The sequence below is a fragment of the Bradyrhizobium sp. 141 genome (assembly GCF_023074055.1).
Taxonomy (GTDB): Bacteria; Pseudomonadota; Alphaproteobacteria; order Rhizobiales; family Xanthobacteraceae; genus Bradyrhizobium.
The window spans coordinates 20,375-32,816 of record NZ_JADPKR010000115.1 but is presented as its reverse complement, the minus strand read 5'-3'; the positions used below and the strand labels follow the sequence as shown (position 1 = coordinate 32,816).

General features: G+C 64.5%; 11 protein-coding genes. 3 read left to right on the top strand and 8 right to left on the bottom strand.

Annotation, left to right across the window (positions count from 1 at the left end; all coding sequences use genetic code 11):
• Positions 1–22: 22 nt before the first annotated feature.
• Both IVA81_RS38825 and IVA81_RS38820 read left to right on the top strand, forming a co-directional pair.
• A complete protein-coding gene (locus IVA81_RS38825) occupies positions 23–1,006 on the top strand; it encodes a TRAP transporter substrate-binding protein (RefSeq protein ID WP_247328814.1) in 984 nt (327 codons plus the stop codon).
• 74 nt (positions 1,007–1,080) lie between these two features.
• Positions 1,081–2,007, top strand: a complete 927-nt coding sequence (locus tag IVA81_RS38820) for a dihydrodipicolinate synthase family protein (protein WP_247328810.1) — start codon at positions 1,081–1,083, stop codon at positions 2,005–2,007.
• A gap of 95 nt (positions 2,008–2,102) precedes the next feature.
• Here the strand turns inward: IVA81_RS38820 and IVA81_RS38815 are convergent, their stop codons facing one another.
• The 4 genes from IVA81_RS38815 to IVA81_RS38800 are packed head-to-tail and all read right to left on the bottom strand — an operon-like array spanning position 2,103 to position 7,825.
• Positions 2,103–3,014, bottom strand: a complete 912-nt coding sequence (locus IVA81_RS38815; protein ID WP_247328807.1) for a hydroxymethylglutaryl-CoA lyase — start codon at positions 3,012–3,014, stop codon at positions 2,103–2,105.
• 1 nt (position 3,015) lies between these two features.
• Positions 3,016–5,019, bottom strand: a complete 2,004-nt coding sequence (locus tag IVA81_RS38810; protein WP_247328803.1) for an acetyl/propionyl/methylcrotonyl-CoA carboxylase subunit alpha — start codon at positions 5,017–5,019, stop codon at positions 3,016–3,018.
• A gap of 4 nt (positions 5,020–5,023) precedes the next feature.
• Positions 5,024–6,628 (bottom strand): carboxyl transferase domain-containing protein, encoded by a 1,605-nt coding sequence (locus tag IVA81_RS38805; protein WP_247328800.1) that lies wholly within the window; start codon positions 6,626–6,628, stop codon positions 5,024–5,026.
• A 24-nt stretch (positions 6,629–6,652) separates the two neighbouring features.
• Positions 6,653–7,825 carry an isovaleryl-CoA dehydrogenase gene (locus tag IVA81_RS38800; RefSeq protein WP_247328797.1) on the bottom strand — a complete coding sequence of 391 codons (1,173 nt, stop codon included), beginning with the start codon at positions 7,823–7,825 and terminating at the stop codon, positions 6,653–6,655.
• A 112-nt stretch (positions 7,826–7,937) separates the two neighbouring features.
• On the opposite strand from IVA81_RS38800, the gene IVA81_RS38795 reads away from it, so the two are divergent.
• Positions 7,938–8,966, top strand: coding sequence for an AraC family transcriptional regulator (locus IVA81_RS38795; RefSeq protein ID WP_247328792.1), 1,029 nt, complete (start codon positions 7,938–7,940; stop codon positions 8,964–8,966).
• A 12-nt stretch (positions 8,967–8,978) separates the two neighbouring features.
• On the opposite strand, the gene IVA81_RS38790 is transcribed toward IVA81_RS38795, so the two are convergent.
• The 4 genes from IVA81_RS38790 to IVA81_RS38775 form a co-directional block, all read right to left on the bottom strand.
• Complete coding sequence (locus IVA81_RS38790) at positions 8,979–10,358, bottom strand: toll/interleukin-1 receptor domain-containing protein (protein ID WP_247328789.1); 1,380 nt, start codon at positions 10,356–10,358, stop codon at positions 8,979–8,981.
• Positions 10,359–10,624: 266 nt separating this feature from the next.
• Complete coding sequence (locus IVA81_RS38785) at positions 10,625–10,921, bottom strand: DUF3551 domain-containing protein (RefSeq protein ID WP_247328786.1); 297 nt, start codon at positions 10,919–10,921, stop codon at positions 10,625–10,627.
• 223 nt (positions 10,922–11,144) lie between these two features.
• The gene (locus tag IVA81_RS38780) at positions 11,145–11,639 is read right to left on the bottom strand and encodes an Lrp/AsnC family transcriptional regulator (RefSeq protein ID WP_247328768.1); all 495 of its coding nucleotides are present in this window, start codon (positions 11,637–11,639) and stop codon (positions 11,145–11,147) included.
• Positions 11,640–11,953: 314 nt separating this feature from the next.
• Positions 11,954–12,259, bottom strand: a complete 306-nt coding sequence (locus IVA81_RS38775; RefSeq protein WP_212085072.1) for an ETC complex I subunit — start codon at positions 12,257–12,259, stop codon at positions 11,954–11,956.
• Positions 12,260–12,442: the final 183 nt, after the last annotated feature.

Sequence of the window (12,442 nt, the reverse complement as noted above, 5' to 3'; positions counted from 1 at the left end):
GCCATCCTAAAGGAGCCCGACCATGCCGCTGTCTCGTCGCCGCTTTCTCGCCGCCAGTGCCGCCGCATCGGTGTTCGCGCCATCGCTGGCGCTCGCCCAGGCCAAGGAATTCCGCCTCGGCTTGATCACGCCAAACGGTCATTCCTGGAACAAGGCCGCGCTCAAATTCGGCGACGACCTCAAGGCCGCATCCAATGGTCGCCTGACATTGACCGTGTTCCACTCCGGCCAGCTCGGCAATGAGACCGCGATGATGCAGCAATTGCAGTCGGGCGCACTCGACATGGGCTTCATCCAGGCCGCCGAGCTCGGCTCGCGCGTGCCGCACATCGCCGCGATCAACGCGCCCTATATCGTCCGCTCGACGCCGGCGGTGGCGAAATTCGTGCGGCACCCGGCGGCGGTGAAGCTCTTCGACGTGCTGCCGCAGGAGACCGGCACGATCGGGCTCGGCTGGGGCATCACCGGCATGCGCGCGGTGTTCTCCTCAAAGGATTTGAACACGCTGGCCGACATCAAGGGCATGAAGCTGCGCATCAACCCGACGCCGGTCTATCGCGATTTCTATTCCTCGCTGGGCGCTGCGCCCACCCCGATCCCGACGCCGCAGGTGTTCGACGCGATGGCCAACGGCCAAGTCGATGGCCTCGAAGCCGATCTCGAATTCTCCTGGAACCAGCGCTTCGACAAGGTCTCCAAGGTGATCCTGCAGATGAATGCCGTCTTCATGCCGATGGCGGCCGTCGTCTCCGGCCGGGTCTGGCAGTCGCTGCCGCCCGCCGACCGCGAGCTGATCACCAAGCTGGTGAAGTCGACGCTGGACGCGCAGATCGACGAACTCGCCGGCAACGAGCCGGCGTTGATCGAGAATTTCAAGAAGGAGCCGATCCCGATCCGCCAGGTCGACGCCAAGGATACCGAGGCCGTCATTGCCGAGTTCGACAAGATCTGGCTGCCCAAGGCACCTGTTCTCGCCGAGCTGCGCAAGGTCGGCGCGACGCTCTAATTCCATTCGCCATCCTCTTCACAACGACCCGGCGGATCCAGCCCCCCGCCGGCAACTTCACTTGGAGTGAAATCATGACCCGCCGCGTTTCCTGGGAAGGCGTCTTCCCGGCCGTTACCACGCAATTCAATGACGATTTGTCGCTCAATATCGACGCAACTGCCAAAGTGATGGACGGTCTGATCCGCGACGGCGTCTCCGGCCTGATCGTCTGCGGCTCGGTCGGCGAGAACACCTCGCTCGAGCGCAAGGAGAAGGTCGCGATCATGGAAACCGCGAAGTCGGTCGCGGCCGGCCGCGTGCCCGTGCTGTGCGGCATCGCGGAATTCACCACCGCCTTCGCGGTCGAAACGGCCAAGGAAGCCGCGCGTGTCGGCATCGACGGCGTGATGGTGATGCCAGCCCTGGTCTATTCGTCCAAGCCGCACGAGACTGCCGCGCATTTCCGCGCCGTTGCCACCGCGACCGACCTGCCGGTGATGCTCTACAACAACCCGCCGATCTACAAGAACGACGTCACCCCCGACATCCTGGCCTCGCTGGCGGACGTCGAGACGGTTGTCTGCTTCAAGGATTCCTCCGGCGACACGCGGCGCTTCATCGACACCCGCAACATGGTCGGCGACCGCTTCGTGCTGTTCGCCGGTCTCGACGACGTCATCGTCGAGAGCGTCGCGATGGGCGCCGTGGGCTGGGTCTCGGGCATGTCGAACGCCTTCCCGCGCGAGGGCGAAACGCTGTTCCGGCTGGCCAAGGCAGGGCGCTTCGCGGAGGCGATGCCGCTCTACGAATGGTTCATGCCGCTCTTGCATCTCGATGCGCGCCCGGATCTCGTCCAGTGCATCAAGCTGTGCGAGCACATCATGGGCCGCGGCACCGCGCTGACCCGCCCGCCGCGCCTGGCGCTGCTCCCGCATGAGAAGGCCGAGGTCGAGGCCATGATGGCCAAGGCGCTCAAGAACCGGCCGCGTCTGCCGGATGTAGGGCTGAAGACGGCCTAAGCGCAGGTCTCGTAGGGTGGGCAAACGAAGCGTGCCCACCACCTGTCTCGATCATGGAAAGATGGTGGGCACGGCGCTACGCGCCTTTGCCCACCTTACGGCACCGCCCGCTTCTTCTTCGCATTCAGCGCGGACGCCACGCGGCTCACGGGCGGCTTGCCGAGCAGGCCGCTCATCTCGTTGGTCGCGGCCAACAGGCGGTCCATGTCGATGCCGGTCCTGACGCCCATGCCTTCGAGCATATAGACGACGTCTTCGGTCGCGACATTGCCGGTCGCGCCCGGTGCATAGGGACAGCCGCCGAGGCCGCCCGCGGCGGCATCGATGACGCGGACGCCCTCCTCCATCCCGGCATAGAGATTGGCGAGCGCCTGGCCGTAGGTGTCATGGAAATGCATCGCGAGCTTGGCGGCGGGAACGTTGGCGGCGACCGTGCGCAGCATCTCCCTGGCCTTATCAGGCGTGCCGACGCCGATGGTGTCGCCGAGCGATATCTCGTAGCAGCCGAGCTCGAATAGTGTGCGCGCGAGATCGGCGACCGCCCTTGGCTTGATCTCGCCATCGAACGGGCAGCCCAGCACGCAGGAGATATAGCCGCGCACCTTGACGCCATCGGCCTTGGCGCGCGCCAGCACCGGCTTGAACCGCTCGATCGACTCCGCGACCGTGCAATTGATATTGGCGCGGGAAAAGCCTTCGGAGGCCGCAGCGAACACCGAGACCACTTTCGCGCCGGCGGCGCGGGCGGCGTCGTAGCCCTTCTCGTTCGGCACCAGCACGTGGAATTCGGCGCCCGCCACGTGGGCAATGCCGCGCAGCACGGCATCCGAGCTCGCCATTTGCGGGATCGCCTTGGGCGAGACGAAGGCGCCGACCTCGACCGTATCGAGACCAGCCGCGACCAGCGCCTCGACAAAGGCGATGCGGGCCTCGACGCCGACCGGAACCTTCTCGTTCTGGAGCCCGTCGCGCGGCCCCATTTCGACGATGCGGACCTGGTCGCTCATGTCATTCTCCCGCAGGCTCGACGACGGCGAGCTCGATGCCCTCCTGCACGATGTCGCCGACCTTGCACTTGATGGATTTCAGCACGCCGGCATAGGGCGCGCGCAGCGTCTGCTCCATCTTCATCACTTCGAGCGTCAGGATCGGCGCGCCCTTCTCGAGCGTCGCGCCCTCCTCGGCCAATACCGCGACGACCGTTCCCGGCAGCGGCGCCGCGATCTTGTCCTCTCCGGCATGCTCCTCGGTCTCGCCGCCGAACGGATCGACCAAATGCAGATCGAAGCGCCCGTTGCGCGTGCGCAGGTAAAGCTCATGGCCCGAGATCACGGCTGCGACCTGCGATTTGACGCCGTCCAGCGTCAGATCGAATCCGCCGTCGCGCGGCGCAATCGCAAACGCCAGCTCGCGTTCGCCGATCAACAGCGTCGACAGCCCGCTGCCGTAGTTCAGCGCGATCTTCTGCTCGGCTCCGTGGCCGACGCGGAATGTAAAGCTGCGCTGGCGGCGGCCGACCGGCTGCCAGCCAAACGTCTGCCAGGGTGAATTCGCCTGGGCCCGTGCGGCCTGCTGCTCGTCGTTGATGACAGCGGCCACCGCCGCGCACAGCTCGAGCTCGCCGGGCGCGGGCGCGGCCTGTGTCAGAACCGCCAGCTCGCGCTCGATGAAGCCGGTGTCGATCGCATTGGTCCGCACCTTTGGATGCGTCATCAGCGCCGACAGGAACGGGATGTTGGTTACGATGCCGCGAACGTCGGACTCTTCCAGCCCGCGGTTTAGCCGCTCGATCGCGACGTCCCGCGTCGGCGCCCACACGATCATCTTGGCGAGCATGGCGTCATAATACGGCGAGACCGTATCGCCCTCGCGATAGCCGGCATCGATACGCAAGCCACCAGTCTCCGCCGGCAACCGCCATGTCGAGATCCTGCCGACCGACGGCATGAAGTTCTTGGTTGGGTTTTCCGCGTAGACGCGCGCCTCGACGGCGTGGCCGTTGAGCTTGATCTCGTCCTGCTTCAACGGCAGCGCCTCGCCGAAGGCGACGCGCAACTGCCATTCGACGAGGTCGATGCGAGTGATCAGCTCGGTCACGGGATGCTCGACCTGGAGACGGGTGTTCATTTCGATGAAGAACACGTCCTTGCCGTCCGAGACGAATTCGATCGTGCCGGCGCCGACATAGTTCACCGCGCCGGCCGCCTTTCGCGCGGCAGCGCAGACCGCCTCGCGCTGGGCAGCATTGAGTGTCGGCGACGGCGCTTCCTCGATCACCTTCTGGTGCCGGCGCTGCAACGTGCATTCGCGCTCGAACAGCGACAGCAGATTACCGTGGCTGTCGCCGATCACCTGCACCTCGATATGCCTGGGATTGTCGACATACTTTTCGATCAGCATGCGGTCGTCGCCGAACGCGGCTTTTGCTTCCCGCTTGGCGCTGACGATCGCGGGCCCAAGTTCGTCCGCCGAGCGCACGATCCGCATGCCGCGGCCGCCGCCTCCGGCGGAGGCTTTCACCAGGATCGGGAAACCGACCTTCTCGGCGGCCTTCGCCAGCGTTGCATCGTCCTGGGCCTCGCCGTGATAGCCGGGCACCAGCGGCACGCCGGCCTCCTCCATCAGCGCCTTGGAGCCGGACTTCGAGCCCATCGCATTCATCATCCCGGCGGTCGGTCCGACGAAGACAAGGCCCGCATCAAAGCAAGCCCGCGCGAATTCGGCATTCTCCGACAGGAAGCCGTAGCCGGGGTGCACGGCTTCCGCGCCGGTCTTGCGCGCAGCCTCGATCAGCCGCTCGACATTGAGATAGCTGTCGCGGGCGCGCGCGGGCCCGAGCAGCACGGCCTCGTCGGCGAGCGCAACATGCATCGCGTCGCGGTCGGCCTCGGAATAGACCGCGACCGTTCGCAGGCCCATGGCGCGGGCGGTGCGGATGACGCGGCAGGCGATCTCGCCGCGGTTCGCGATCAGGAGCGTGCGAAAACGCCGGTAGAGCTTTGAGCGGTCCATCGCATCACATCCTGAACAGGCCGAATTTCGTCGGTTCGATCGGCGCATTCGACGCCGCCGAGAGGCCAAGGCCGAGCACCAGCCGCGTGTCGGCGGGATCGATCACGCCGTCGTCCCACAGCCGCGCGGTGGCATAATAGGGATGCCCCTGGCTTTCATATTGCGCGCGGATGGGCTCGCGGAATTTATCCTCCTCGTCCTTCGACCAGCTATCGCCCTTGGCCTCGATATTGTCGCGGCGGACCTGGCTCAGCACCATCGAGGCCTGCTCGCCGCCCATCACCGAGATGCGCGCGTTCGGCCACATCCAGAGGAAGCGCGGCGAGTAGGCCCGGCCGCACATTCCGTAATTGCCGGCGCCGTAGGAGCCGCCGATCACGACGGTGAATTTTGGCACCGAGGCGGTCGCGACCGCCGTCACCAGCTTGGCGCCGTCGCGCGCGATGCCGCCGGCCTCGTATTTCTTGCCGACCATGAAGCCGGTGATGTTCTGCAGGAACACCAAGGGAATGCCGCGCTGGCAGCACAGCTCGATGAAATGCGCGCCCTTCAGCGAGCTTTCACTGAACAGAATGCCGTTATTGGCGATGATGCCGACCGGATAGCCCCAGATATGGGCGAAGCCGCACACCAGCGTCGTGCCGTAGAGTTTCTTGAACTCGTCGAACTCGGAGCCATCCACCACACGCGCGATGATATCGCGCACGTCGAACGGCTTGCGACCGTCGACGGGCACCACGCCATAAATCTCCTCCGCCGCAAACAGCGGATCGCGCGGCTTGTGCATGTTGAGGTTCGGCCGCACCGACGGCTTCAGCGTGCCGACGATGCGCCGCGCGATGCCGATCGCATGGGCGTCGTTCTGGGCGTAATGGTCGGTCACGCCCGACTGCCGCGAATGCACGTCGGCGCCGCCGAGCTCCTCGGCGCTGACCACCTCGCCGGTCGCCGCCTTCACCAGCGGCGGGCCGCCGAGAAAGATGGTGCCCTGGTTACGGACGATGATGCTCTCGTCCGACATCGCGGGGACATAGGCGCCGCCGGCGGTGCAGGAGCCCATCACGATCGCGATCTGCGGAATGCCCTGTGAAGACATCTGCGCCTGGTTGTAGAAGATGCGGCCGAAATGACGCTCGTCCGGGAAGATCTCGTCCTGCAGCGGCAGGAAGGCGCCGCCGGAATCGACCATGTAGACGCAGGGCAGATTGTTCTGCCGCGCGATGTCCTGCGCGCGCAGATGCTTCTTCACCGTCAACGGATAGTAGGTACCACCCTTGATGGTGGCATCGTTGGCGACGATCATGCATTCGCGGCCCGAAATGCGCCCCACTCCGGTGACGACGCTCGCCGAATGCACGTCGCCACCATAGAGGCCGTAGGCCGCAAGCGGCGACAGCTCCAGGAACGAGGTGCCGGGATCGACCAGCAGATCGACGCGCTGGCGTGCCAGCATCTTGCCGCGCGCGGTGTGGCGGTTGCGCGAGACCTCGCCGCCGCCGCCGGCGACCTGGCTCAGCTTTTCGCGCAAGTCCGCGACGAGGGTGCGCATGGCCTCGGAATTGCGCGCAAAGTCTGATGAAGACGGATCGATGCTGGAATGGAGCGGCATGATGATTCCAATGAGGTGAACGTTTTAAGCCGTCTCGGCCATCAGTTCGCGGCCGATCAGCATGCGGCGGACCTCCGAGGTGCCGGCACCGATCTCGTAGAGTTTTGCGTCGCGCCAGAGACGCCCCACCGGGAATTCGCTGGTGTAACCGACCCCGCCGAGCGCCTGGATCGCCTCGCCGGCCATCCACGTCGCCTTTTCCGCGGAATAGAGGATCGCCGCCGCCGCATCCTTGCGCAAGCTGCGCGCATGGTCGCCCCGGTCGCAGGCGCGGCCCACCGCATAGACATAGGCGCGCGTGGCCTGCCAGGTCGCATACATGTCGGCGAGCTTGCCTTGCATCAGCTGGAAGTCGCCGATCGGCTGACCGAATTGTTTTCGCTCGTGCATATAGGGCACCACCGCGTCCATGCAGGCCGCCATGATGCCAAGCGGGCCGCCAGAGAGCACCGCGCGCTCATAGTCGAGGCCGGACATCAGCACCTTGACGCCCTCGCCCACCTTGCCCATCACGTTCTCCTCCGGCACCTCGCACTCGTCGAAGAACAAGGGATAGGTGTTGGAGCCGCGCATGCCGAGCTTGTCGAGATGCTGGCCGTGGGTAAACCCCTTGAAGCCCTTCTCGACGAGGAAAGCCGTCATACCGCGCGGACCTGCCTCCGGATCGGTCTTGGCATAGACCACCAGCACGTCGGCATCGCCGCCGCTGGTGATCCACATCTTGGAGCCGTTGAGGACGTAGCGGTCGCCGCGCTTGTCGGCGCGCAGTTTCATCGAGACGACGTCCGATCCGGCGCCGGACTCGGACATCGCGAGCGCGCCGACATGCTCGCCCGAGATAAGCTTCGGCAGATAGCGCGCGCGTTGCGCGTCGTTGCCGTTGCGGCGGATCTGGTTGACGCAGAGGTTCGAGTGCGCGCCGTAGGACAACCCCACGGCCGCCGAGCCGCGCGAAATCTCCTCCATGGCGACGATATGGGCGAGATAGCCCATGTTGGAGCCGCCATATTGCTCCGGCGCGGTCATGCCGAGCAGGCCGAGGTCGCCAAAGCGCTTCCAGAGGTCGGCCGGGAACAGATTGGCCTTCTCGATGTCGGCTGCGCGCGGGGTGATCTCCGCCTCCACGAAGGCGCGAAGCGTGTCGCGCAGCATGCCGACGTCTTCGCCCAGATCGAAGTCGATGCTCGGGATGTTCAAGGCGATTCCTCCGTATTTTGGCCTTCGAACCTAGCGGTATCGAGGACCGCTTGCGGTCGAAAAGGTTGCATTTTCCGCCAAACTTGGCGAGGATTTTCCGGAGGGAGTTCCGATGACTTTTCAAGCCGCCACCGCGACCTCGCGCCGCGCCGTGACTCCCGCCGCCTTCGTCCGCGGCGTGGTTGCCGCCTACGCAAGGTACGGCCGCGACCCGGCCGAGGCGTTAAGCCGGGGTCAGGTCGCGCCGGATCTTGTCAATTCTCGGGATGGGCGGGTCACGGCCGCCCAGTTCGAAGCGCTGGCGGGTCATGCCATGCGTGAGCTCGACGACGAGGCGCTGGGCTGGTTCTCACGGCGCCTGCCCTTCGGCACCTACGGCATGCTGTGCCGCGCCTCGATCACGGCGCCAACGCTCGAGATCGCGCTCAAGCGCTGGTGCCGGCATCACCGCCTGCTCACCGAGGACGTGCTGCTCGATCTCGAGGTTGGTGAAGAGACCGCCGTGGTGTCCATCCGGGAGCTGCGCGATCTCGGGCCCGTACGGGAATTCTGCCTGGTCACCCTGCTCCGGTACGTGCTCGGCTTCTCCTGTTGGGCGGTCGACTCCCAGATCGCGCTCCGCGCGGCGGAATTCCCGCACGCGGAGCCCGGCCATGTCTCGGTCTATCCGACCATCTTTTGCCGGAGCATCAGCTTCGATGCCGACCGCGCCCGCATCGTCTTCGACAAGCACTATCTCTCGCTGCCGCTCACGCGCAGCGCCGCCGATCTCGACAACATGCTCAAGGGCGCGCTCAGGCTGACCGTGCTGCCCTATCGGCGCGACCGCCTGCTGGTCGAGCGTGTCCGCCGCGTGCTCCGCAATGCGCGCGGACGCAGTCTCGGGGCCGAGGACGTCGCAAGCGAGCTTGCGCTCTCCACCCGCACCATGCATCGGCGGCTGCGCGAGGAAGCAACCTCGCTGCGCGATCTCAAGGAAGAGGCAAAGTTCGAACTGGCAAAACAGGAGCTGATGCGTGGCCGCACCCCGATCAAACGCATCGCGGAGATCGCCGGCTTCCGCAACGAGAAGAGCTTTTCGCGGGCCTTCCGCAGCTGGACCGGCGCAAGCCCGCGCGAATTTCGCGGCCGGTATCGGTGAGGCGCGCAGGCGTCACGCCGCCGTCTCGATGTCCGAACCGGTCAGCGCCTTGACGGCATCTTCGAGCGCCTTGGCGCTGTCGGTCAATTCCTGCTCGGGTCGCTTCATGATCTGTGCGACGCGCGCGCAGCTCCGCGATAGGAACTCGATGTTGAGCAGCCGCATGGCCTTGTGGACCGTGCGGTAACGTTCGACGTCCGAACCGACAAGGCCCGGCCGAATGACGGTTTTTCCATCGGTCGACAGCCCCAGCGATTTGTACATCGCGCGTTCAAGGATCGGCCAGTAGTCCAGCAGACGCGACATCTTCTCGCTTTCGACGTCGTCGAATGCCGCCAGAAAGTCCTCCGTACTGATGTTGCCGCGTGTCCGCGATTCAACCGTTAGATCCTCGATCACGCGTGGGATCTGCTGTATCCGGCGCTCGCGCTCGTCGGACGATAGCGCATCGGCAGAGAATTTCTGGATGATCTCGGACCTGAACCGGTAGCCCATGCGGATGGCGGTCAATAGCGAGAGCAGCTTGCTCGACAATCCGGTCAGCGGCCCGCCGACCTCCTCGATCGCCAGGAATTCGCAGCGATAGTCGCCATCACCCTGGACACGAGCTCGGTGCAGCAAGGTCCGGTAGCGCCGGCCGCCGCGCCCGATCAGCACGGCCTGCGGCGCAATGAACTCGTTCTCGCGCGCCGCAAGCAATATCTGCGCGGTTTCCTCAAGCCATTTGTAGACGAAGTTCTGCCGTCCAGTTTCCGTATTTGCAAGCTTCTGGACCTTGCACCAGGGTACGGACTGCGCCTGGATGGTGAAGAGATCGCCGAGCACACCTTCGTCGCCGGTGAACTGGGCCGCAGGTGGAATCGCCCCATGGGCGAGTTCGGCGTCGGACGCCACGAAATGCACGCGCGGATAGCCGTCGAATTCGCGAATTTCGCCGAACAGACCGCTATCCAGCTTGCCGACCAGCCCGCGCAACTCGCTGGCATCGACGTCGATGGCGTTCCTCTCGAAAATGCCGATCAACTCTCTGATGAGTTGATCCTTGCTCGTCAGCATCTGCAAGTGGCTGAGCGGACCCGGCGGGTTCACGTTCGGGCGGATCAGGCAGAAGATCCTGCGATCGGTGGCTGCCGGTTTTGCGGCGGCAAAATATCCGGCTTCATAAAAGCACCAGGACCAGTCCTCATAGGGCGCGCCGTAAAGCAGAAACAGGCTTTGCGCTGTGCGAAGATGATGCTCGATAGAGGGCCGCCATTCATTGCCGCGCGGGATATCCTCCGAAATGAAGACGTCGATTTGTCCGTGCGAAGCGGTTTCAATGACCTTCTTCATCGCACGGGCCGTCCGGCCGTATTCAGACCGGTGGCTGATGAAAATCGGGTTGGGAGCCATGACGCGCTTCCCCTGGGTACAATCCGGCCCATCTACAATTCGGGCGACCTCTGGGAAGCATGGACCCGCACAGATTGCGGCTCTGTGAAGGAGTTCACACGGCCGCATCTAATTTTGCGGCCGACGTACTTACCCTCTTCGGCACGGCCAGGGGCTGAGGCTTGCGCTGAGACATGCGGCACGCGATGTCGCGCCTCATGAATTTACGGCCCCCGAGATAAAGCTCGGAGGCCGCAAAACCTAAAAACCGGTTTCGAACTCAGGCGTCAGTTGGAGTTGGTCTGGCCGCCCGGGCGAAGCTTGGTGCGCGACTGCGAGTGCTTCGGCTGATAGGCGAGAGAATCGCTCGTGCTCTTCGCACCGCTCTGCGAACACACGCCACCGATGCCGCCGGCGGCGGCGCGGCAGGTCTCCATCGTCGGATAGCCGCAGCCGTGAGCGGCCTGGGCACCATTGGTGATGCAGTATTCTTCCGCCTGCGCGGCCGGTGCAGTCATGATGAGAAACGCGGAGGCGAACAGCGTCGCAGCGGATGCGACGAACGTCTTCGAGGTCGAGGTCATGTTGTCTTTTCCTGCTTCAGGGTCCCACAAAACAGTCCTCGGCATGCGACGCAGGCTGAGGGTTCACACCTTGCATCTAGGCGGCGCACTGGTTCCGGCAAACACGGTTCGGCGCATTGCAGGACTTCGTAAATCACATGTCACAGTTATGTGAGTTACTAAACTTTTATGACGGTCTGCTGATTCGGCTTTTATGACTCGGCACGCCGGGAGCGGGGGGTCCCTACCCCGCCGACGCGGCTGCCGCGACGTCCTGCAACGGCAACGGGACGTCCTTGGCAACACCCAACACCGGGAAGCTGCGAACGTTCTTCACGTCAGGCATTGCCGCGAAATGCAGCAGCTGCCGGTGCATGCTCTCGACGCTCGGCGCCACGCATTTGAGGAGATAGTCGGTGTCGCCCGAAATCCGCCAGCACTGCTGGATGCGCGGGATCGCAGCGATCGAGCTCTCGAATGCCTCCAGCACCGGCTGGGCCTGGCTGCCGAGCTGGATCGAGACGAACGACACCACCTCATAGCCGAGTCGCCGCTCGTCGATGACCGCGCGCACCGCCCGGATCACGCCGCGGCTGAACAGCGATTTCAGCCGCCGCAGGCAGTTGGGCGCGGACACGCCGACGCGCAGCGCCAATTCGTTGTTGCGAACCCGCCCGTCCTGCTGCAGCTCGGATAAGATCTTCAGATCGACGCTGTCGAGCTGGTCCCGCCCCGCCATACCCCACCTCGTTATGGTCGTGTCATGCGGGGCAGCGAAGCATGGGGTGGAATTGGTGCCAACCACCTTAGGCTTCCTCGGCGCTATAAAAGCGTGGCGGGAAGCTTGCCCGTGGCCCATCCTTCGAGACGCCCGCCTCCGGCGGGCCCTCAGGATGAGGTCACATTTCGCAGCGAGATGTCAGACCCTCATGGTGAGGAGCCCGTCTAAGCCGGGCGTCTCGAACCATGCAGGCCGAACTCGCGCCCCTCCGAAAAACGTGTATGCCCGGGACAAGCCCGGGCATGACGGAAGTCTCAGGCTACGGGCCGCCTTCAATGCGTCCAGGGCTCGCCGCGGCGGAACGAGAAATTATCGGCATAGGCGACCGGACGGCGGATCGAATCCTGCGGCTCGATCACCTGGTAGGCGATGCCCTTGCGCTCGCAATAGGCGATCGCCTCCTCCTTGGAGTGGAAGCGCAGCGTGATCTGCTGCTTCATGTCGCCGGACGAGGTCCAGCCCATCAGCGGCTCGACCGAACGCGGCTGCTCCGGCTCGTAGTCGAGCTGCCATTCCCTGGTCTTGGAGCGTCCGGATTGCATCGCGTTCTTGGCGGGCTTGAAAATCCGTGCGGTCATTGGCGGTCCGGCCTCTTCGTCTTGATCGTTCGATTTCGATGCGTCACGGTAGCAGTTGGTGGAAACCTCAGGGATAGTATAGAGACACCGATTGGGAACTAATCGGTGATTCCGGGGGCCCCCCGGCACCCTCGCCAACGGTATAGTCATTATGCTGCACCGTGACAATTGCGTACCCGCCTT